The following is a 20,677-nucleotide window of genomic DNA, read 5'->3' as shown; positions in this document are numbered from 1 at the left end:
TTTGGTGCTTTTATACGACAGTGGCGGCTAAGGTGAGCTGAAAATAGGGGGGGGTGAAATAAGACCACAGTGCCATTCATGCTGGGAGCTGGTGATTGCTTAATAAGAAGTCCGGAGTGTCATTCCGGACTTCCCTGTAAAACAATAAATGCCGTATTGTAAAAACTATACAGAATTTTTACTTCTGCAATGCTCTACTGACGATGAGAAAAAGACAGACAAGTAGTTATCAGGTACTTATCTGTCGCTTCTATTATTTATTGTTGGGTTTTTACTTTTGCAACCCACTCATTAACCAGTTCTTCCAGTACATCCAAGGGGACTGGGCCACTGGCCAGGATAGTGTCGTGGAAGCCGCGAACATCAAACTGATCACTCAGTTCTGTTTTGGCTTTTTCACGCAGCTCGACAATTTTCAGCATACCAATTTTGTATGCGGTCGCTTGGCCAGGCATCACAATATAGCGCTCGATCGCTTTAACCACGTCGCCTTTCGGGTTCGGGGTGTTCTCTACGAGGTAGTCGATCGCTTGCTCGCGGGTCCATTTCTTGGCGTGAAGGCCGGTGTCTACCACCAATCGGCCAGCGCGCCACAGTTCCATAGCCAGGCGTCCAAAGTCAGAGTAGGGGTCTTCATAGAAGCCCAATTCTTTGGGCACCAGTTCGGAGTAGAGGCCCCAGCCTTCGGTATAAGCAGTGTAACCACCGTATTTACGGAACTTGGGAATATCCTGTAATTCCTGAGCGATCGAAAGCTGCATATGGTGGCCGGGGATACCTTCGTGGTAGGCCAATGCTTCCATCTGGTAAGACGGCATATCGTTCATATTGTACAGGTTGGCGTAGTAGATACCTGGGCGCGAACCATCGGGGGCCGGGCGCTGGTAGAAGGCCTTACCTGCAGATTTTTCGCGGAAGGCCTCTACGGCTCTTACATCGAGATCGGCTTTGGGCTTGGTGATAAACAGTTCATCCAGGCGGCCCTTCATGGTGTCGATAATTGCGGTGGCCTTTTCCAGGTACTCCGCTTTACCTTCCTCAGTGGTGGGGTAATAGAACTGCTTGTCGGTACGCATGAATTCGAAGAATTCCTGCAAGTTACCTTCGAACTTCACCTTGCGCATAATCTCGCGCATTTCGTCGTGAATACGGGCAACTTCCTTAAGACCGGTTTGGTGGATCTCATCGGCAGTCATATCCGTAGTGGTGTAAACACCGAGGCGGAATTTATAGAACTCTTCGCCGTCTGCCAGTTTCCAGGCGCCGTCGTCAGTGTTGGCTTTTTTCTCAAGCTCTTGCAGGTAGCTGATTAATTTTTCGTAAGCGGGGCCGGCGCTTTCAGTCAGGGCCTGGCTGGCTTTATTGACCAGTGATTTCTTTTGATCTTCACTGATTTCCAGCTTTTCTACTTTGTCTTTAAAGTCTGCAAACAGTGGGCTGTCTTTTTCACCGTTAAAAGGTGCGCCGGTGATCAGGTTGCGGGAATCGCTAATAACGTAAGGGAATACGAACTTAGGTACGATTGTGCCGACTGCAGCATTGGCTTTCAGTTGTTCTTCCAACTGGGAGAAATACTTGGGCATACCATTCAAGCGGGCGATATAGGCTTCTGCATCGCTGACATCATCGATACGGTGCTGGCTGATCAGTAGCGATGCTGCGCTGGTGTGGGTGGCATACATCTGGTTGACGGGGTAGCCGTGATTGCGCCACTTGTAGCCATCGATATCCTGTTGCCAGTTGCGCTTTGCCAGGCGCAAGCTCAAGCGGGTAGCGTCATCCAGAGTGGAAGGATCAATTTTATTCAGTTCCGCCAGCTGGCGCTTGTCGATCTCCAGGGTTTCCTTGGCAAACTCTGGGGAGAGGTCGTTCCACTTATCGTAGTCTTCTTTTTTGCCCAGGAAAGTTTTGTACTCGGGGCTGCGGGCGAGGTGCTCCTGGAAGAAGTCCTCGAACATCTGGTTTACGCGTTTGACTGCGGCTGGGTCCACTTTTCCTGCGACTTCTTGAGTCGCCGTGCTTTCCGTGGCTGTGGCGGTTGCACTCTGCTCGGCTGTGTTCGGGGCGCCGCGGTCACAGCCGCTGATTACCAGCGCGCTTATGGCGGCTGCGATCAGGGTTGGTTTCAACTTCATGAGCATATTCCCAGTGTTCGGTTCTTCGTTGCTAATTTGTGCCACTCCAGTGGCATTCTTTAGGTTGATTGCCTAAATCCCCCATACTTTATGCGGGATGTGTAGTGCAGATCAGCAGGTATTGTGCTGACTGGAGCAGCATTTGGCCAGTAGTGGGGAGAATTTGATTGGGAGGAGGACATTAAAGAAATAAAAAAAGCGGGCACATGGCCCGCTTTTTCTGGTGACTTCGGGATTAAGCGAAGTTCTGGTTTACAAACTCCCAGTTCACCAGGGCCCAGAAAGCTTCCATGTACTTCGGGCGCAGGTTGCGGTAGTCGATGTAGTAAGCGTGTTCCCAAACATCGCAGGTCAGCAGGGGAGTAACGCCTTCTTCAGTCAGCGGGGTTGCTGCGTTGGAAGTGTTTACAATGGCGACTGAGCCGTCAGCATTTTTTACCAGCCAAGTCCAGCCGGAGCCGAAGTTGTTTACAGCACTGGTGGTAAATGCTTCTTTGAACTGGTCGAAGCTACCGAAGGCTGCGTTGATAGCCTCGGCAATCGCGCCAGTGGCTTCGCCGCCACCGTTAGGGCTCAGGCAGTTCCAGTAGAAAGTGTGGTTCCAAACCTGGGCTGCGTTGTTGAACACACCACCGGAAGAGGACTTGATCACGTCTTCCAGAGATTTGTCAGCGTCAGCAGTGCCTTCCAGCAGGCCGTTCAGCTTGTCTACGTAAGTTTTATGATGTTTGCCGTAGTGGTACTCCAAAGTCTCTTCGGAGATATGCGGTGCCAGGGCGTTCTTAGCGTAGGGGAGTTCAGGCAATTCGAAAGCCATGGTGTTTTCCTTCCTTTGTCTGAGGGTTATTGGTGAGGGCATTCTACACGTGCCGCATCTCAGAATTAAGCCGGCGCGATGGATTAGGGAAGTTTGGGACGATTTCCTCAAACACAAGGGGGGAAGCTTTTGCTGTCAGCTCTATTCGACTGTCGTCTATTATTACTGACGACCGCTTACTTTTTCGTCAATTTTTGGTATAACTGCCGCAGAATTCGACGAATCTGAATGGATTCTATTGTCATATATTTCTGAAAATACGGTACCGGAAAGAGCAGCATAGAACTGGCGGGTACCGGACTCATCAGCACAGTTATCGGGTGTATCGAACCATGCAACGCAAAGAGCCCACACTGGGCGGCAGCGCCGCTCTTGAACCATCACTGGATCTCACTACCAGCGAAGAAAGGAGTGATTCACCAGAGCCCCAGGTGATCGTGGAGGAGCGCCGAGGTGGTTTCTCTTTCTTGGGTCTATGTGCCCTGATTATGGCGATGGGTGGCCTGGGTGCCTCGGGTTTCCTGTACCAGCAATGGCAGGACAGCCGGACCCTGTTGAGTGATGCAGAGACTCGTATTGCCGATGCGGAAAACCGTATTGCTGAACTGGAGAAGCGCTTTAGTCTCTCCGATGAGGAATCTACGGCATCGGTTGAAGTACTAAATGCAAAAGCCAAGGAAAACTCCTCAGAGATCCGCAAATTGTGGGGTGTTGCCTATGACACCAACCGCAAGAGTATCTCGGCAAATAAAACAGCAGTCGCAGCTAACAAAAAGCAAGTTGCCGCTCTCAGCACCAAGCTCAGCGGCCTCGAGTCCAGCGTGAAGAAAATCGCTGCTGTAGAGGCTTCGCTGGCAGAGTTGCGCAAGGGCAATACTGATTCCCAGCGTGAGATGACCGATAAGCTTGCTCGCCTGGAACGCCAGCTGGCTTCAGTACGCAGTGACCTGACTATGCGTGTCGGTGCGAATGAAGAGGCTGTAGAGTCTATCGATGCTTACCGCCGTTCGGTGAATAAGGATCTGGTGCAGCTTCGCGATGCGATTCGCTCCCTGCAGTCCAGCGGTGATTCCACAGCTTCATCCATGTAGTTTTCCGGTTGAGTTAAAAAAGGCGGACCTGGTGTCCGCCTTTTTTTATTCCGTTTTCCCTTTAGGTGAATGGGATTTATGGGAATATCTGGGTCAATAACCCTACATTTCGTGTAGAATCGCCGGCCTCGAGACGTTAATCGGAGTTGGCAATGACCACTATCCGCCAGGATGATCTGATCGGCAGCGTGGCTGATGCGCTGCAATTTATTTCTTACTACCACCCACAGGACTTCATTCAGGCCCTGAACAAGGCTTATGAGAAAGAGGTCAACCCGGCGGCCAAGGACGCCATGGCCCAGATCCTGATCAACTCACGCATGTGTGCCGAGGGCCACCGCCCAATCTGTCAGGATACCGGCATAGTCACCGTGAAGTTGAAAATGGGCATGAATGTGCGTTGGGAAGCGGATATGAGCGTTACCGATATGGTTAACGAAGGTGTGCGCCGGGCCTATCAAAATGCCAGCAACGTGCTGCGTGCCTCTATTCTGGAAGATCCAGATGGTGCTCGTAAGAATACCGGAGACAATACTCCGGCGGTGATTCACTATGAAATCGTTCCCGGTGATACCGTAGAAGTTTATGTGGCAGCTAAAGGCGGCGGCAGTGAAGCCAAAACCAAGTTTGCCATGCTGAATCCATCTGACTCGGTGGTTGACTGGGTGCTGAAGATGGTTCCGCAGATGGGCGCCGGCTGGTGTCCGCCCGGCATGCTGGGTATTGGTATTGGCGGTACCGCTGAGAAAGCGATGCTGTTGGCCAAAGAATCCCTGCTCGACCCCATCGACATTCAGGAGCTGCAAGAGCGCGGAGCCTCTAACCGCGCTGAAGAGCTGCGTCTGGAACTCTATGATTCCGTCAACAAACTGGGCATCGGCGCCCAGGGCCTGGGCGGACTGACCACTGTGCTGGATGTGAAGATCAAGGATTATCCCACCCACGCTGCCAACAAGGCTGTGGCGATTATCCCCAACTGCGCAGCTACCCGTCACACCCACTTTACCCTGGATGGCTCCGGGCCTGCGCGCCAGACTCCGCCTAAGCTGGAAGATTGGCCGGAAATTACCCGCGAAGCGGGCAGCAATACCCGTCGGGTAAACCTGGATACCATTACCGCAGAAGATATCCAAAACTGGCAGCCCGGTGAGACCCTGCTGCTGAACGGTAAGATGCTGACTGGTCGCGATGCGGCGCACAAGAAAATGGTAGATATCCTCGCTAAAGGCGAGAAGTTGCCTGTGGATCTCACCGGCCGCTTTATCTACTACGTAGGCCCGGTAGATCCGGTGCGCGATGAGGTTGTTGGTCCCGCTGGTCCAACCACCGCTACCCGTATGGATAAATTCACTCGCACTATGCTGGAAGAAACTGGCTTGGCCGGGATGATCGGTAAGGCGGAGCGCGGCCCCATGGCAATTGAGGCGATCCGCGATAATAAAGCGGTATACCTTATGGCCGTCGGTGGCGCTGCTTATCTGGTTGCCCAGGCGATTAAGGGCTCCGAAGTTATCGCCTTCCCCGAGCTGGGAATGGAAGCGATTTACGAGTTCGAAGTAGAAGATATGCCGGTAACTGTGGCTGTCGACAGTCAGGGTGAGTCAGTACACACTACTGGCCCGCTGATCTGGAAAGCCAAGATTGCCGAAGGTGAGGTGTAACGCTTCCGCCATTTAAAGAAAAGGCCCCAACAGGGGCCTTTTTTATTGGAATTTATTGCCTTGCTTGGCTAAGTCCGCCAGCATCAGTTCGCGAATAATTGGTATTGGTGCACTGCCATAGCTCAGGAACATCTCGTGGAACCCCTTGAGACTAAAGTTGTTGCCCATTTTCTTTTTGATTTCCTCGCGCAGGGCCAAAATATCAGTAAAGCCAGCAAAATAGCTGGTGAGCTGCACTTGGCTTAAGGTCGCCCTGCGCCATTTACCCTCTGCTTCAGCCTGTTGCTGAAAGGCATCCCTGACCATTAACTTCATCGCCTCTGCTTGGCTGATACCCTTTACCTGTACCTCATAATCCAAAATGGTATTAGTGATAGTGCGCAAGTTCCACTTGTAGTACATCAGCCACAGCTCGGGGGAAAAATTACCGTAACCCGCATCCAGCATCATGCGTTCCGCATAGACGGCCCAGCCTTCGATCATGGCAGTATTGCCGAGAATAGTTTTCAGGATACTGGGGGACTGGTTGGCGTAAACCAGTTGAGTGTAGTGCCCGGGGATCGCTTCATGGATATTGAGTATCTGCAGGATATAGTCGTTGTATTCTCGCAGTAAGCTCTCCGCCCGTTGATCGGAGTAGGTCTCTATGGGCATCACGTTGTAATAGGTATTTGCATTTTTATGGTAGGGGCCAGGCGCATTAATGGAAGCTACAGCAAAGCCTTGCATATAGGCTGGAGTTGTTCGAACTACCAGTGGCTTTTCCTTGTCCAGGCTTAACAGGTTTTTTTCGGTCACAAACTCTGCCAGCTCCGGGATCTGTTGCTCTACTTTTTTCTTGAAAGTTTCTTTGGTGGCATGATATTGGGAAAGCTTGTTCAGCAGCTTTTCAATTTTTGCCAGTGGCTCGTTGGGTGGGGAATCAGAAGGAAAGTATTTTGGCCAGAGTTGATCGGCAAGCTTGGTCATTTTATCGTGGGTTACCTGCTTCTCTATGATGGCGCGCTGGTATAGTTCAGCAGCGCTCATTCCAATATTGATATCAAACTGGAATTTTTCTTCGTAGAGTTTTTCACCGATACGAAAATCACGGAATTTTCCGGATTTAGTCAATTTCTTTTGCAAGTTTTGTAGGAAGTGGATATAGCTTTGTATCGCTAAGCGAGAATCGTGCATTCGCCGTAGGAAAATCTCCTTTGCGTCCGCAGGCATCTGACTTTCTTTAACCGTTTTTTCCAGCTCTTCGCCAAAGACTTCCAGTGAGCCTGTACTCTGTTGAATTGCTAATTCAAGCTGTGGCGCTGCCGGACGATAGATAGCTGCCTTAGCGGCCTGATAGTACTCGGGCACTTGCAGCATACGAGTGCTAACGGTATGTAGGCGCTTTAGAAGTGGCGCATAGTCGGTGTTTAGGATCAGGGCAAAAGAATGGGAAACATTATATATGGATGGGTCCCATTGGTATGACTTAAAGCGGGTATATTGCCATTGCAGTCGATGCAGAAAATTTTCTATAAGAGCGAGATTACTGCGTGAATTGATATTGAGCTGGCTTTTATCCAAGGCTGCAAATTTGCGTTCATAGATTTGAGCAAAGTCCAATACAAATTCACGATAACTCTTATCGGGCACCTGAAGCTCTTTGGCTACTTCATAGTAGCCTTCACTGAGCGCCCAGGATGGGAATAGATTCCATAGGCCGTGTATAAATTGCTGACAGAGCTGCTCGAATGCCAGGTTTGTCTCGGAGCGCATTTCCTCCAGGATAACCTTCTCTGGTGGAGGAAGGCGCTCTCTATCCACTTGCTGGCGCTCACAGGCTCCTAGAGATACTAGAAGTAGTAATAGACTGAGGTGTGCTTTCATGACAATCCTCACGTTAATCTGCCGATGTCAACCCAAGGCTGCGGTGGCTATAGATCGTCCAATATTTTTAGCATGCGGTTCCATTTTGTGATGGTAAAACCGGATAAAATGCGTTTTTGAGCCCTGTACTTGTTTCGTTAAGGGGGGGCGGGTAGAGTGAGGCCGGCCCAATTGAGCCGATAATAAACAAGGTTTTGAGGACCGATTCATGACCGAACTAGCTCAACAACAATGTGAAGCCTGTCGTGCCGATGCGCCGCTGGTGAGTGATGACGAACTGCCAGGACTGCTGCGGCAGATCCCTGACTGGACGCCGATGACCCGTGACGGAATTATGCAGCTGGAACGCGTGTTTAAGTTTCGTAACTTCAAGCAGGCTCTGGCGTTTACCAACCGTGTCGGCGCGATTGCTGAAGAGGTGGGGCATCACCCCGCACTGCTGACTGAATGGGGTAAGGTTACGGTTACCTGGTGGAGTCACGAGGCTAAGGGCCTGCACAAAAATGACTTTATCATGGCTGCTCGCACCGATGAGCAGGTGGATGCCGCTTAACTAGTATTTCTTGTGGCGCCTATATCCGGCTTCGGGAGGCGATGGACCATTTGAAATAGCACTCACCGGTTCTTGGTAATCTTAGGGCTGGTGAGCATCCCAATTTAGCCCCTTTTCTCCAAGACTAGGGGTGTCGTCTAAAGGGAGATAAGTCTTGTCAGAGTATACTTCAACGGTGACCTGGAAACGCGACGAGCAGATTTTCACCGATAATCAATACAGTCGAGCCCACACCTGGCAATTTGATGGTGGGGCATCTATCCCAGCCTCCTCTTCCCCCCATGTTGTACCCATTCCCTATTCAGTAGTTGAAAACGTTGATCCAGAAGAAGCTTTTGTAGCGGCTCTGTCCAGCTGCCATATGTTGTTTTTTCTATCGATTGCAGCCAAGCGAGGGTTTGTGGTTGATGAATATTGCGATGAAGCTATAGGAATTATGGGGGCCGATAAGGATGGTCGCATTGCTATGACTAAAGTTACCCTGCGTCCTTCAGTGCGCTTCTCCGGTGAAAAACAACCCAGTCGCGAGCAGTTAGAAAAAATACATCACCTTTCCCACAAACAGTGTTTTATTGCGAACTCCGTGAAAGCTGAAGTGGTGACAGAGATCCAGGAAGTTCCAGTTTAAGTACCTTCCTATAACGATTGGGTTGTCGCTGGGTACTAGGTAGGCTTAGCGGTACTATTTATTTGTTTATTTTATTCGGCAAGGTATGTACACAATTATTGAGAAAGTAGCTTCTACCGAGGATTTCCTCAAACTGCGAGAGATAACAGGCTTAACCCCCAGAAGCCGTGAAGCAGCGGAAAAAGGCCTTCCAAATAGTTTGTATGGTATCCATATAAAAAGACAATCTGAAACTGTCGCTATGGGGCGGGTAGTGGGGGATGGCGCACTTAATTTTGAGATAGTGGATGTTGCTGTCGATCCAAAATTCCAAGGTATTGGCCTGGGGCGTCAGATCATGGAGCACATTATGGCTTACCTGGATCGAGAAGCCCTTCATTCAGCATATATTACGTTGATGGCAGATGTTCCCGAGCTTTATAGAAAATTTGGATTTGAATTGAGCCGTCCAGACACTGAAGGGATGTATCTTATCAAATAATGGCACAGAGCTATTATTGTGGATTCTAAGTTGGCTTTACAGCAATGAACGAATGATTGATTCAGTGTCGGCTATATCGTTTATGGTATTGAAATCATTTAGGTGTTGAATAGGTTGCTTGTGTTTCATCATACAGTTGATTCCTTTAATTGCGTTACTTTGGATCTTGAGAATTTTTCTGGTACGGAAAATCAGTTCTTGGTTGAACTGGTAGCCATTATAGAAGTATCCAGAGTTAACAGCCGAAAGTTGATATGGATAGATCTCCGAGATGCACTTACCCGGTTTATCCCGATATGCCTAAAGCATGGTTTTACATTTCATAGCTGTCGGGATTCTGCTACAAGGCTGGTTCTTAAGCTTCAGGAAGATGCATATGTTCCCTTCTACCCAACCCATACGGTGGGAGTTGGGGGATTCGTACTTCTTGATGGGCAACTGCTCTGTGTCCAGGGCCACAGTGCAGCATCGAGCCCGAAGCTGCCTGGAGGAACCGTTGATCTGGGTGAAAAGATAGCCGATGCGGTGATTCGTGAGGTTTATGAGGAGACCGGTGTGTCCTGCGAGTTTTCCTCAGTACTAGGATTTGCTACCCGATTTCCTACGAATTTAGGCTATACGGATATCTACTTCGTATGTGAATTGAGCGCCTTAAATCGGGATATTGTAATAACAGATACGGAAGAAATTAAGCATGCTTCCTGGGTAGATATTGACCACTATTTAAATGGAGGGCATATCTCAGCATTTAATAGACATGTAGCTGAAATGTCCATGCAAAGGCTTGGTTTAACCCAGGTCAGCCAGGATTCTTACAAGGATCCCTTCGCAAAGCAGGAAATATTTTGGACTAATGCCTAAAAGGTCCAAATGATTGGTTGAGTATATATCGCAGTTTAACCACTTACTTTTGAGGCAGGGGGAAAGACTAAGCTGCATTCTAAACACATTGTGAATTCTTCATTCTCATTGAGCCCAGAACGCGGCGTATGCTTTTCTTTCTCTTATGATTATTAAATTATTAGTGGGTTAAATGGTTAGCTGGTGGAAAGATGGAGTGTTCCTATGAAAGGCAAATTTATAGCAATTTTAATTGCCGCAGTTTGGAGTTTGACTGCTCAATCCAATGAGTTAACTATTGGTGAGCGCAAGGTCATTGTCTCGCAAATTCTCGAAGAGAGAAGGGAGTATTGGATTTCTCTTCCCGCATCCTTTAAAGAAGGTGGATATAAAGATTATCCGGTTCTTTATTTACTTGATGCAGATTTTAATAGTTTCTTTCATGTCTTCACAGGTATGGTTCGGCAGCTGAGTTCTGATGCCACTCCAGTAATTCCTGAAATGATTGTTGTAGGTATCGTAAGTCAAGAGCGTGTAAGAGATAGTTCACCTACTCGATCGCTAACTGAATATGGTGGACGTAAAAATCAGGCGCTATCCAATACAGGGGGCGCTGATCAATTTCTTGAGTTTTTAAGAGAAGAGCTTATCCCAGAGATAAACGCGGAATATCCGACATCTGGGTATCAAATTCTTGCAGGTTACTCATTTACAGGTTTACCTGTTATCCATAGCTTATATTCATCGCCTGAAGACTTTAATGCGTATATCGCTATTGATCCAAGTATGTGGTGGGATGAGCAGATTATGTTAAAGCGGTATTCTGAATTCCTACAAGGTAAATCAACTGAAAAGCGCAGGCTGTTTATCTCTACGTCAAAGAGAGTAGAAGGTGTATATCTTGATGAAAACTATGTTGCAGAATTTATCAGGCTGCGAAATGAGAAGCCTAAGAAAGGGCTGTACGTAGATTCAGTAACCTATGGGACAGAAGAAAATCATCATACAATGCCCGTTATTAGCTTTTATAGAGGGCTTCGATCAATTTTTGATGGTTATATGATCGATGATCAAGCTAGATTTCGCCCCTAGTGAATGTTAAAAATCACTTCGAACAGTTTTCAAGAAAGCTCGGAGGAACGTTCATGTTGAGGGAAGATGTTATTAGTTTCTTTGGCTATGATCGTCTCTATAATGATCAGTTTGGCATAGATGTTGATAAGGCAATAGAGTTTTTCGAATTGAATACACAGTTTTATCCAGGTTCATATAAGACCTGGGATAGCTTGGCTGAAGCTTATATGGTAAAGGGGAAGAAAGAGCTTGCTATAGATTGCTATAGAAAATCATTGTTAATTAATCCTGATAATGAAACAGCAAGAAATAGAATGGCTCAACTTGAGGTCGATTAGATTTATTTTCAGTAGTTATGCTTAACCTGGTGATCTGAAGTGCTGCCGTTGCCCTAAAGTCAGACCCCCAAGTTATTTTATGCTGTATTTTTCTGATTTCTATTGCGTTTGATCTAGTTATCTAAAATTAAGTTGTTCTCTGGATTGTAGTAGCAGTAATCGTAGTCCAAGTTCTTGCGAAAACAGTAGGGGTCTATAGCATCAGTGTTCGACCACAACCCAAGACCGTAGTAGTAAGCAAATTCCTGCTCGAGTTCAAACTCGCTGCCGCAATAGTATTCATAATTCCAGGCAGCTCCCCGTATTACCATTTCTTGATTGATATTGTACCCATTCACATGCAGATACCCAGTTTCCCGACCATAGATGTCTTTCCCTGTAGATTCAAAATCAACTGAACCAAATGACAATAGGTCGCTTAGGGTTTGAGTGGCTTCGGGGCCGTACGTTTGGGTGCTGGGGTTGGTCTCAGGGGCATCAATGCAGTTCAAGCGTATTTTTACATACTCATTGTCGACGTAACCGTGAACTGTATCGCCATCAATAACTTGATAGTTTGTTAGCGGAGCTGCCTGACTAGAAGTGGATAGGACCGCCATGATAAGTAATTTTTTCATTATGTTTATCCTCGATAGAGTTACATGGCGCAGCATAGGTGTGGGTTGTTACGGGGCTATGTAGGAATGGTGATGGAAATATAAAGCTCTTAAATTTCTGATAAGGCGTTTTTTGATTTTTTGTTTTTGCTAAGAAGTGCATAGCGAAGGGGGTGACATTGGTTGGCAAATAACGTGGCTTTTTTGGCTGAATATACCTCGAGCTTAAAATATATTTGAATGAGATCGAGGGGGATGTGGTGGTTATAGAGAAAATTTTAATTCTAAAGTATGAATATCATGTGGGTTAAGTAAATATTATTTCACTTTCTTTTTTCTACTAGGCATTATTATTTTGGTTGCATAACATAACGAAGCGTATTCAAGGAAGCTCTATGAAGAAGTTAAAATATGCCTGGGTTATTCTCTGTGTTTTTATTGGTTTGCCGGCTAAGGCTTATGATCAGGAATTTGATTATTTTATAGAGGTATCTAATGCTGAGCTGCTTAGGCGAGATCCTGAGTTGGCATTGATTCATCAAGTGCATGAAGAAATAGGGCTTTTATCACCTGGCATTACACCAATATCTCTACAGTATAAAGCTAAAACACTTGCGTTATATGTCAAAGTGCTGGCTAAGTTAAAGTCATTTGATAGACGGAAGTTGAGTGAGGTGCAGAAGGTTGATTATGACTATTATTTATGGTTTTTAAAGAATTACTTGTCGGTTGAGGGGCAGCCTCAATTTAGAGTTAATGCATTTACTGCGATTAGTGCTTGGTATGTCTTCCAGAGCTTTAATCTTGATGATGTTAGTGGTGTTGAAAACTATTTAGCACAAATGAAACGCTTGCCTTCATATTATTCTTCAATAAATAGTTGGCTGTCTGTTAGGGCACGATTGGGAATAATTGATGATAAAGAAACAGTGATATGGGTTAGTGATACACTTGAATTTTGGAATGAAGTTCCTGAGCAAGACAACATCTATCTGTTATTTGAGTCAGCCGTAAATGAAATGGCCGTTTCTGACTTGCAAAAAGAAGAGTGGTTGCTCCAGTGTAAAGATATCTTAGCAAATCAGATAGCACCAGCCCGTGCAAAAGTATCTAGTAAGCTCTTGAAGTTGCTACCAAACGCACCCGAAAACCCTGGGTTTTCCCAGTACCCGGGAGGAAATGAATTTTACAATAGGCTGTTAAGTAGGTTTGTCGGTCTTCCACAAGATGCCCATGAAGCACATCAAATTGGGATTGCTGCTCTGAAAGATATTCACACTGAAATATATTCTGAGTTTGAATCACTTGGTTATGATGTCTCAAATGATTTGCCGACGCTATATGAGATGGCTCGCCGGGATTCACCGCAAATTGCCAGGGAAGATGTTCTGAGTGTATTTAAGACGTTGTTAGATGAGGCAGCAGGGAAAAGTGCTGGTCTGTTTCCTGATTTTCAGTACCCTGAATTGGAGTTCATAGAATCGCTTGGCTATGGGTACCGTCAGGCTAGCGGAGGAGAAAGTGCAGTGATCTTTGTAGATACTTCTGTAGATACCACCTTATTGGAATTGCCCGGATTTGTTTACCATGAGGGAATACCTGGCCACCATGCGCAATTTTCATTTACGGGTAATCTAGACCTGCCCCTATTTAGGAGTATTACCAATATTTCAGGTTTCTCTGAAGGTTGGGGGTTGTACGCAGAGCGTTTAGCCTTTGAGCAGGGTTGGCATGACAACAATCCGTATGGAAACTTAGGAAGATTACAAGCAGAGGCCCGCAGGGCAGCCCGCTTAGTGGTAGATACGGGTATAAATGCAAAAGGATGGGATCTAACTGAGGCCGAAGAATATTTTTCTCAAGCTACAGGGCTGGTAGAGTGGGAGGTTTTTAAAGATCTTAATCGCTTTGTTTTTCATCCCGGCCAGGCAAGCTCATATCATATTGGTTTTACACATATTCTTCAGTTGCGTCAGAAAGAGCAGGAGAAGGTCAATTTTGATATCAAAGAATTTCATGGAAAAATTTTGAAAAATGGCGTTATACCACTCAGCTTGCTATCCGATCAGTTTAGTGGTTCACAATAGGTTCTATTAGTTTTATTTATGGTGAGGGGGCTTTATTGAGGTCCCTCGCTTACTATTTTATATCTCTTAAATATCTCATATTAATACAGCATTGGCAGGTGTTACCATAGATAAAATTCTCAGTTTCCATCTCTGTCTTTTTTTGGTCTGCTAATATACTCATTTGCTTCAAATTCCAAATCTTCGCATAAAGCCCTAATGCGCTTGCGCACCTCCGGGAAGTATTTGGCAGTCAGCATCCGTAAAATAGAACTTTATTTGGTTTTGATTTAGGCGCCTTCATCAAAGCGGATAAAGCTCACATTCTAACTAATGGTAGAGTTGTTGCTTGGCCAGTCATATAGTTCAGATTGATATTTCTGTAACTGAGGATTTAATTGTTATAGCTCACAAGAAGCAAGTGCAGCGCTGCTGTACTGGTGAGAGTTAAGTTGTCCCCTCGGATTAAGTCGCCCTCCTTCACCTGCTCTGTGATGTGCCCTGAGGTTACTTTTGCACTTCCACTAATTACATAGATTAAGTGAGTTTCATTTAAAGATAATTGTTCATCTGTTTTTAAGTGTGCAATGTCCATTAAAGTGCTGCTATCAAAAGTACTGCCTTTCTCGTCAATACCTCCATAAATACGAGTGGCGCCATTTAATGCTGGTTTGTAGGTTTTATACCCCGCAGGCTGGCCAGCTTTCTCTGGCAGCGCCCAGACTTGCAGCATTCTATTTTGTTGTTTGTCTGGATTAATTTCATCGTGAGAGAAACCCTCTCCCCCTGCACGTTGTACCTGAACTTCACCTGCGGCTAAATCCTTGCCGTGTTCTAAAGATCCCTCATGGCTGACCCGACCCTCGACAATGATAGAGATAACATCGATTTCACTGTGCGGATGCATACCCGATGAGCCCTGGGGTAAATAGCGTGCATCAGCCAAATACACCATGTTGCCCAGTCCTTCAAAAGCCTCTGCTTTTTTGCGAGCACCAAATACGCGGCTATCAGTCACCAGTCGATGTTCAGTAATACCTGCGAATCCGCCTAACTCCAGTGTGTCTCGGGCTAAAATTTCCATTTTTTTCTCCGGGTGGTTTGTCTGTTGCTGTAGTCGATGGAGTCATTCTAGATATCCCTTTTTGTTTGATATATAGTTATTTTTCGTAATCATTATCCCATTTTTAACAACAATAAAGCTTTGCAGGTTTCATAGAATGGGCCGTAACGTTGATTTGAACGACATGCTGCTTTTTATGGCAGTAGTGGATGCAGGTAGTTTTACCTCAGCTGCGGAAAGGCTTAATTTGCCTAAGGCAAATCTCAGCCGGAAAATTGCCAAGCTGGAACATGCTCTAGGAGTCACTTTGCTAGAGCGAACCACCCGCACACAAAGCTTGACCGAAGCCGGCAGTACCTACTTGCAACATTGCCGTCGAATACAGCATGAAGTCGATCTAGCAGAAAGCAAAGTCGGCAGTTTAGTGAGCAAGGCGTGCGGTAAGCTGCGGGTGGGCGTCTCTGTTGGTGTAGGCCATGCGATATTGAAAGATGTGCTGGGTGAGTTTCTACAGGCCCATCCTGATATTGAATTGGAGTTAACTCTATCTAACAAAAGAGTGGATTTGATCGAGGAGGGCTACGATCTGGTTATCCGCGTGGGAGAGTTGGTTGATTCTCGGTTGATAGCCAAGAAATTAGGGAAAATTAGGCGCCGTTTATACACTAGCCCAAATTACATAGAGCGGCAGAATCTGAATGCCGAGTTAGAATCTTTGGCCGATTGCGAGTTTCTAATTATGAGCAGTGCACAGTATGGTGGCAGGTTGAACTTAACGAATGGCACTGATGTTCGAGAGATAATGATCGAGCCGAGAGTGAGAATCGATGACTTCTTGATGCTAAAGCAGATGCTGGTTGATGGTTGTGGAATCGCAATTCTCCCCGACTATATGTGCCAACAAGAAGTAGCTGCGGATTTATTGGTGCCAGTATTTCCTGAGTGGGAGATGCCACCGGTGGATCTGTATGCGCTCTACCCACAACATCGACAAAAATTGCCAAAGGTGAGCTCTTTTTTGGCCTTTGTTCAGCAGGTGTGTATGAATCGACTGGGCTGAATGCGTTGAGAAATCGTTTCAAGATACATATCAAGCTAAGTAAAGATGTATTTAAATATTAACTCGGTAGATAGCCCTTATTCGTTAGGGCTATCGAAAGCTCAGCAAAGGTTTTTTCTGTAAGGTTTAATTCACCTGAAGAAATTCAGGTTAGCGTGGATGCCGTGTGGCCCAAAGTAAAAACTCCCGGTTGCCATCGCCGCCCTTTATTGGACTGTCAATATACTCTTTCACCTCAAGTCCCAAATCTTCGCATAAGGCAGTGATGCGCTCGCGCACCTCCGGGTAGTATTTGGCATCACGCACCAGACCACCCTTGCCGATCCCCTCCGGGCCCACTTCAAATTGCGGTTTAACCAGACTTAAAAGTTGTCCCGAAGGTTTAAGCAAGGCGGGTAACTGCGGCAGAATGAGTACTTGGGAAATAAAAGAGACATCCATAACGATGGCATCAAAACCTGCGTCTCCGTGGGGGGAGATTTGGGAAGCTTCCAGGTGGCGTGCATTTACCCCTTCAAATAGGTGCATACGGGGGTCATCCAGTAACTTCTGCGCCAACTGATCTCGCCCAACATCAACACCGACAACTGATGCTGCTCCCCGTTGAAGTAGGCAGTCGCTAAAACCGCCAGTAGAGCAGCCAACATCCAGTGCGTGCCACCCAGAGGGGGTTAGTCCTGTCTGGTCGAGGATGGCGGCCAATTTCAGGCCCGCTCGGGAAACATACTGGTCTTCCGGTAGGGGGGTGACTTCAAGGGCGCAATCTTCCGGAATGCTCTGCCCGGCCTTGCGCGCGGGCTGGAGGGTACCGCCATCGGATACCATGACCCTTCCGGCATCAATCAGTTTCTTTGCATGGGTGCGGGAGTTTGCCAGCTCTCTCTGTACAAGCAGTTGATCCAATCGGGTCATGTTTCGCGGTGCAATCCTGGTTACATAATTGAGAATACAGGGCCCATGCTAACCTCTGGCTCCAGCAGGTAGAAGTGCGGCTCCGCAAATTGTGGGACTAATCTTTAGTAAGGAGGATGTTAGCTGATGGCAAAAAGCGTTCTGGATAAGTTCAAAATTCGCAAGGGAAAGGTCTTTGAGGCGCCACTTGAGGGTGCCTTTGGGCGCTTGGTAACTCCCTTTGAAGAGTTTATCCATCGCCAAAGCAGCAGTGGTATTTTGCTGATGCTATCAGCTCTGGCGGCGTTGGTTATTGCCAACTCTCCTTTGCAGGAGGCTTACAAACACCTGTTGCACATGCCCATCAGCCTCAGCGCGGGAAACTGGGAATTCTCTCTCTCCTTACATCACTGGATCAACGATGGCTTGATGGCGATCTTTTTCTTTCTGGTGGGATTGGAATTAAAGCGCGAATTTATGGTGGGAGAGCTGTCCGACCTTCGCCAGGCTGTACTTCCGGTGATGGCGGCAATTGGCGGAATGGTGGTGCCGGCACTTATTTACGCTTCTTTTAATGCGGATAGTGGTGCAGAACGCGGCTGGGGCATTCCCATGGCCACGGATATAGCATTTGCTGTCGGCTGTATTGCCCTTTTGGGGAATCGGGTGCCTCGTGCGGTAGTTACTTTCCTGGTTGCGCTAGCCATTGTGGATGATTTGGGCGCAATTTTAGTGATTGCAATCTGGTATACCGAACAGGTGAATATCACCGCGCTGATTGCGGCGGGTTGCCTGGTAGTGATTATGTGGCTGCTTAAAGCGGCGGGGGTTCGCAGTTCTCCGGCCTATGTATTTGTCGGTGTGCTGCTTTGGTATGAGTTCTACCTGGCGGGGGTACATGCGACTATTGCGGGGGTGATTACGGCAATGGCACTGCCGGCCAAACCCAAATATGACCCGGTGGCCTTTAGTACATTTGTTAAGGATATTATTCGCAGCTTTGACCGCTGTTTCCGGCCAGGCGATAAGATTATTGCTAACGATGCGTTGCGCGCCCGAGTGATGGCGCTGGGAAATGGTGTCAACCTGGCGCAATCACCGCTACAGCGCATGGAAACCCGCCTGCACACACCGGTGGGCTTCGTAATAATCCCTATTTTTGCATTGGCTAACGCCGGTATTCCCTTTAGTAGTTTTACCAGTTCTTCGGCAGTGATAAACCCTGTCACCCTTGGGGTCATTTCCGGCTTGGTTGTGGGTAAGCTGGTAGGTATCGTTGGCGCCACCTGGATTGGCTGGAAGCTTGGCTGGGGCAAGTTGCCTAAGTCCGCCAATTTCCAACATATTGTCGGTGTTGCACTCCTTGGCGGGATTGGCTTCACTATGTCGATCTTCATTGCCGAGCTGGCTTTTAGCTCTGAATATGAGCTGTTGATCCAAGCTAAAGCGGGTATCCTACTGGCATCAGTAATTGCTGGAGTGGCTGGGTTCCTGGTCTTGCGCAAAGCGCCGGTGGCCGATGAGTTTGAAGTTCATGGGGAGGGGGAGCCCCTGGATGAAGGTGGCAGCGATAGCCTTGGGGAAGGGGAGGACGTAGAACAGCAGCCCAGCCGCCAGGGTTAAGTTGTTTTAGCGTTCCTGATGTCACTGCGTCTCGGTCCTGGAGGGGCCTGATTCCATTAGTTTCCAGTTCCCATTGTTAATGTACGTGAGAGAAATAAGAATTATGCATTTGAGAACACTGGCACAGGCGCTACCAGTGCTGGCTATTTCCCTACTGCTCGGGGCTTGTGATGGCCAAACTACAGCTAATAAAAAAGCCGATTCTGAAGTCGGGGTTGATGATCAATCGACTACAACAATTCCCAAATCCGATAGTGGAGATAGTGCGATGGATAGTCTGGCCCAGGCTTATGTCCTTCTAGTACTTGAACTGGGAAATCATGACGACAGCTATGTCGATGCCTATTACGGTCCGGCTGAATTGCGTGAAACTGCCACCAAGAGTAAGGCGAGCGCTGCAGATATCGCCCGGCGTGGTGAGTCTTTACTGGCAGAGCTGCCAGCGGTAATCGACGGCGATGGGTCTATCGAAAACCTGCGCATGCATTACCTGAAGACACAGTTGCGGGCCCTGGTGTTCCATGCTCGTAGTCTGGCAGGAGAGAGCCCGAGAAGCTTCACCAATGAAGCTCGAACCCTCTACGACACCGAGCCCCCGCAGCAGGATTTGGAAAGTTTTGAACCCATGCTGGAGGAGTTGGAAGCATTACTCCCAGGTGAGCAGCCCTTGAGTGAGAGGGTAGCCAGCTTCCGCAAAGCTTATGAAATTCCTGCCGATCGCCTTCAGGCCGTATTTGATGCCGCCATTAAAGAATGCCGCGCGCGCACCAAGCAGTATGTTTCACTCCCAGCGGATGAGAGTTTTGTTCTGGAGTATGTCAGCGACAAACCCTGGAGTGGCTACAACTGGTATAAGGGGCGTTCGCACAGTCTTATACAGGTGAACAATGGCCTGCCTATTACGATAGATAGGGCTATTGATCTGGGCTGTCACGAAGGGTATCCGGGGCATCACACCTATAACGCGCTGTTGGAGCAAACTCTGGTCAAGGAACGGGGTTGGGCAGAGTACAGCGTTTACCCGCTTTTCAGTCCACAGTCACTGATTGCCGAAGGAAGTGCAAACTACGGGATTGAGCTGACTTTCCCCGGTGAAGAGAAAACCCGTTTTGAAATGGAAGTTCTCTACCCCCTAGCTGGCCTGGATCCGAAAACGGCGGAAAAGTATGAGCAGGTAATGGCCCTGGTAGATAAGTTGGGTTTTGCCGGCAATGAGATTGCCCGCCAGTATATCGACGGGGAAATTGAGGGCGCGCAGGTACCTGCGTTGTTTGAGAAATATACCTTGATGAGCCCCGCCAAGGCAGCACAGCGGAAGGATTTTGTAGATGCCTACGGCGCCTACGTAATTAATTACAATTGGGGTAAGACACTGGTTGCTGATTATGTAGAGCAGGGCAGTCAAAATAGTGAAGAGCGCTGGCAGCGCTTTACCCGCTTATTGTCCTCGCCGCGCCTGCCGTCATCCCTGGATTGGTAATCATGCAAAAAGGCACTTTGAGAGAGTATTTACTATCGCGCCCGGAAGCTATCGAGGATTTTCCTTTTGGCCCGGATGTAGCGGTATTTAAGATTAAGGGGCGTATGTTTGCTACCTTAAGCTGTTACCGCGGGGTGAACGCCAGTAATCTCAAGTGCGATCCCGATGAAGCCCAGGCCTTAAGGGACATCTTTTCCGGTGTTATCCCGGGTTACCATATGAACAAGAAACACTGGAATACGGTGTTGTTGGATGGCACAGTGCCCGATTATGAGATTGAGCGAATGGTGGATCGCTCATATGGCTTGGTGGTTAAGGGGCTTCGCAAGCTTGAGCGGGAGTCCCTGGAACTGGCCTATGGAGCGGAGCTGCTCTACCGCTAGAGGCCCCTGAGAATAGAAATACCCAGATTTA

General features: G+C 47.7%; 19 protein-coding genes. 13 read left to right on the top strand and 6 right to left on the bottom strand.

Going from position 1 to position 20,677, the window contains the following annotated elements; translation table 11 throughout:
- Window positions 1–257: 257 nt before the first annotated feature.
- Both ACYX4J_RS15845 and sodB read right to left on the bottom strand, forming a co-directional pair.
- Window positions 258–2,135 carry a DUF885 domain-containing protein gene (locus ACYX4J_RS15845; RefSeq protein WP_444906078.1) on the bottom strand — a complete coding sequence of 626 codons (1,878 nt, stop codon included), beginning with the start codon at window positions 2,133–2,135 and terminating at the stop codon, window positions 258–260.
- Between the two features lie 235 nt (window positions 2,136–2,370).
- On the bottom strand, window positions 2,371–2,952 hold the full coding sequence (sodB, locus tag ACYX4J_RS15840) for a superoxide dismutase [Fe] (protein WP_108732228.1): 582 nt from the start codon (window positions 2,950–2,952) through the stop codon (window positions 2,371–2,373).
- 332 nt (window positions 2,953–3,284) lie between these two features.
- Between sodB and ACYX4J_RS15835 the strand changes: the two genes are divergently transcribed.
- Both ACYX4J_RS15835 and ACYX4J_RS15830 read left to right on the top strand, forming a co-directional pair.
- A complete protein-coding gene (locus tag ACYX4J_RS15835) occupies window positions 3,285–4,043 on the top strand; it encodes a coiled-coil domain-containing protein (RefSeq protein ID WP_282931689.1) in 759 nt (252 codons plus the stop codon).
- A 152-nt stretch (window positions 4,044–4,195) separates the two neighbouring features.
- On the top strand, window positions 4,196–5,704 hold the full coding sequence (locus ACYX4J_RS15830) for a fumarate hydratase (RefSeq protein WP_476177031.1): 1,509 nt from the start codon (window positions 4,196–4,198) through the stop codon (window positions 5,702–5,704).
- Between the two features lie 42 nt (window positions 5,705–5,746).
- Here the strand turns inward: ACYX4J_RS15830 and ACYX4J_RS15825 are convergent, their stop codons facing one another.
- Window positions 5,747–7,570, bottom strand: coding sequence for a DUF885 domain-containing protein (locus ACYX4J_RS15825; protein ID WP_444906077.1), 1,824 nt, complete (start codon window positions 7,568–7,570; stop codon window positions 5,747–5,749).
- 208 nt (window positions 7,571–7,778) lie between these two features.
- Here ACYX4J_RS15825 and ACYX4J_RS15820 point away from each other — a divergent pair, with 208 nt between their 5' ends.
- The 6 genes from ACYX4J_RS15820 to ACYX4J_RS15795 all read left to right on the top strand — a co-directional run bounded on the left by ACYX4J_RS15820 (window position 7,779) and on the right by ACYX4J_RS15795 (window position 11,484).
- Window positions 7,779–8,123, top strand: a complete 345-nt coding sequence (locus ACYX4J_RS15820) for a 4a-hydroxytetrahydrobiopterin dehydratase (RefSeq protein ID WP_108732232.1) — start codon at window positions 7,779–7,781, stop codon at window positions 8,121–8,123.
- Window positions 8,124–8,277: 154 nt separating this feature from the next.
- Window positions 8,278–8,751 (top strand): OsmC family protein, encoded by a 474-nt coding sequence (locus ACYX4J_RS15815; RefSeq protein WP_444906076.1) that lies wholly within the window; start codon window positions 8,278–8,280, stop codon window positions 8,749–8,751.
- An 85-nt stretch (window positions 8,752–8,836) separates the two neighbouring features.
- Entirely contained in the window at window positions 8,837–9,232 is a 396-nt protein-coding gene (locus ACYX4J_RS15810) for a GNAT family N-acetyltransferase (RefSeq protein ID WP_444906075.1), read from the top strand.
- Between the two features lie 120 nt (window positions 9,233–9,352).
- Window positions 9,353–10,093: an NUDIX domain-containing protein gene (locus tag ACYX4J_RS15805; RefSeq protein ID WP_444906074.1), complete on the top strand. Its 741-nt coding sequence runs from the start codon at window positions 9,353–9,355 to the stop codon at window positions 10,091–10,093.
- A 204-nt stretch (window positions 10,094–10,297) separates the two neighbouring features.
- A complete protein-coding gene (locus ACYX4J_RS15800; RefSeq protein WP_444906073.1) occupies window positions 10,298–11,164 on the top strand; it encodes an alpha/beta hydrolase in 867 nt (288 codons plus the stop codon).
- 53 nt (window positions 11,165–11,217) lie between these two features.
- Window positions 11,218–11,484: a tetratricopeptide repeat protein gene (locus ACYX4J_RS15795; RefSeq protein WP_444906072.1), complete on the top strand. Its 267-nt coding sequence runs from the start codon at window positions 11,218–11,220 to the stop codon at window positions 11,482–11,484.
- Between the two features lie 113 nt (window positions 11,485–11,597).
- Here the strand turns inward: ACYX4J_RS15795 and ACYX4J_RS15790 are convergent, their stop codons facing one another.
- Complete coding sequence (locus tag ACYX4J_RS15790) at window positions 11,598–12,101, bottom strand: thermonuclease family protein (protein WP_444906071.1); 504 nt, start codon at window positions 12,099–12,101, stop codon at window positions 11,598–11,600.
- Window positions 12,102–12,475: 374 nt separating this feature from the next.
- Between ACYX4J_RS15790 and ACYX4J_RS15785 the strand changes: the two genes are divergently transcribed.
- The gene (locus ACYX4J_RS15785) at window positions 12,476–14,167 is read left to right on the top strand and encodes a DUF885 domain-containing protein (RefSeq protein ID WP_444906070.1); all 1,692 of its coding nucleotides are present in this window, start codon (window positions 12,476–12,478) and stop codon (window positions 14,165–14,167) included.
- A gap of 373 nt (window positions 14,168–14,540) precedes the next feature.
- On the opposite strand, the gene ACYX4J_RS15780 is transcribed toward ACYX4J_RS15785, so the two are convergent.
- Window positions 14,541–15,230 carry a pirin family protein gene (locus ACYX4J_RS15780; RefSeq protein ID WP_476177030.1) on the bottom strand — a complete coding sequence of 230 codons (690 nt, stop codon included), beginning with the start codon at window positions 15,228–15,230 and terminating at the stop codon, window positions 14,541–14,543.
- 136 nt (window positions 15,231–15,366) lie between these two features.
- Between ACYX4J_RS15780 and ACYX4J_RS15775 the strand changes: the two genes are divergently transcribed.
- Window positions 15,367–16,269, top strand: coding sequence for a LysR family transcriptional regulator (locus ACYX4J_RS15775; protein WP_476177029.1), 903 nt, complete (start codon window positions 15,367–15,369; stop codon window positions 16,267–16,269).
- Window positions 16,270–16,419: 150 nt separating this feature from the next.
- Here ACYX4J_RS15775 and ACYX4J_RS15770 read toward each other — a convergent pair whose 3' ends face one another.
- Window positions 16,420–17,181, bottom strand: a complete 762-nt coding sequence (locus ACYX4J_RS15770) for a TlyA family RNA methyltransferase (protein WP_476177028.1) — start codon at window positions 17,179–17,181, stop codon at window positions 16,420–16,422.
- A 126-nt stretch (window positions 17,182–17,307) separates the two neighbouring features.
- On the opposite strand from ACYX4J_RS15770, the gene nhaA reads away from it, so the two are divergent.
- The 3 genes from nhaA to ACYX4J_RS15755 all read left to right on the top strand — a co-directional run bounded on the left by nhaA (window position 17,308) and on the right by ACYX4J_RS15755 (window position 20,646).
- Window positions 17,308–18,783, top strand: a complete 1,476-nt coding sequence (nhaA, locus tag ACYX4J_RS15765; RefSeq protein WP_444906066.1) for a Na+/H+ antiporter NhaA — start codon at window positions 17,308–17,310, stop codon at window positions 18,781–18,783.
- 103 nt (window positions 18,784–18,886) lie between these two features.
- Entirely contained in the window at window positions 18,887–20,263 is a 1,377-nt protein-coding gene (locus ACYX4J_RS15760) for a hypothetical protein (protein WP_476177027.1), read from the top strand.
- A 2-nt stretch (window positions 20,264–20,265) separates the two neighbouring features.
- Entirely contained in the window at window positions 20,266–20,646 is a 381-nt protein-coding gene (locus ACYX4J_RS15755; protein ID WP_413664809.1) for an MmcQ/YjbR family DNA-binding protein, read from the top strand.
- Window positions 20,647–20,677: the final 31 nt, after the last annotated feature.

The sequence above is a fragment of the Microbulbifer sp. ABM4_008 genome (assembly GCF_056311705.1).
Note: the sequence above shows the minus strand (reverse complement) of the source record. Positions and strands in the feature narration are given on the sequence as shown.

Excerpts from the sequence above, each read along its gene's own strand:
- ACYX4J_RS15780 (WP_476177030.1), bottom strand. The coding sequence starts at position 15,230 with ATGGAAATTTTAGCCCGAGACACACTGGAGTTAGGCGGATTCGCAGGT.
- nhaA (WP_444906066.1), top strand. The coding sequence starts at position 17,308 with ATGGCAAAAAGCGTTCTGGATAAGTTCAAAATTCGCAAGGGAAAGGTC.
- ACYX4J_RS15795 (WP_444906072.1), top strand. The coding sequence starts at position 11,218 with ATGTTGAGGGAAGATGTTATTAGTTTCTTTGGCTATGATCGTCTCTAT.
- ACYX4J_RS15755 (WP_413664809.1), top strand. The coding sequence starts at position 20,266 with ATGCAAAAAGGCACTTTGAGAGAGTATTTACTATCGCGCCCGGAAGCT.
- ACYX4J_RS15825 (WP_444906077.1), bottom strand. The coding sequence starts at position 7,570 with ATGAAAGCACACCTCAGTCTATTACTACTTCTAGTATCTCTAGGAGCC.
- ACYX4J_RS15790 (WP_444906071.1), bottom strand. The coding sequence starts at position 12,101 with ATGAAAAAATTACTTATCATGGCGGTCCTATCCACTTCTAGTCAGGCA.
- ACYX4J_RS15800 (WP_444906073.1), top strand. The coding sequence starts at position 10,298 with ATGAAAGGCAAATTTATAGCAATTTTAATTGCCGCAGTTTGGAGTTTG.
- ACYX4J_RS15785 (WP_444906070.1), top strand. The coding sequence starts at position 12,476 with ATGAAGAAGTTAAAATATGCCTGGGTTATTCTCTGTGTTTTTATTGGT.
- ACYX4J_RS15770 (WP_476177028.1), bottom strand. The coding sequence starts at position 17,181 with ATGACCCGATTGGATCAACTGCTTGTACAGAGAGAGCTGGCAAACTCC.
- ACYX4J_RS15775 (WP_476177029.1), top strand. The coding sequence starts at position 15,367 with ATGGGCCGTAACGTTGATTTGAACGACATGCTGCTTTTTATGGCAGTA.
- ACYX4J_RS15835 (WP_282931689.1), top strand. The coding sequence starts at position 3,285 with ATGCAACGCAAAGAGCCCACACTGGGCGGCAGCGCCGCTCTTGAACCA.
- ACYX4J_RS15845 (WP_444906078.1), bottom strand. The coding sequence starts at position 2,135 with ATGAAGTTGAAACCAACCCTGATCGCAGCCGCCATAAGCGCGCTGGTA.
- ACYX4J_RS15760 (WP_476177027.1), top strand. The coding sequence starts at position 18,887 with ATGCATTTGAGAACACTGGCACAGGCGCTACCAGTGCTGGCTATTTCC.
- sodB (WP_108732228.1), bottom strand. The coding sequence starts at position 2,952 with ATGGCTTTCGAATTGCCTGAACTCCCCTACGCTAAGAACGCCCTGGCA.
- ACYX4J_RS15830 (WP_476177031.1), top strand. The coding sequence starts at position 4,196 with ATGACCACTATCCGCCAGGATGATCTGATCGGCAGCGTGGCTGATGCG.
- ACYX4J_RS15810 (WP_444906075.1), top strand. The coding sequence starts at position 8,837 with ATGTACACAATTATTGAGAAAGTAGCTTCTACCGAGGATTTCCTCAAA.
- ACYX4J_RS15820 (WP_108732232.1), top strand. The coding sequence starts at position 7,779 with ATGACCGAACTAGCTCAACAACAATGTGAAGCCTGTCGTGCCGATGCG.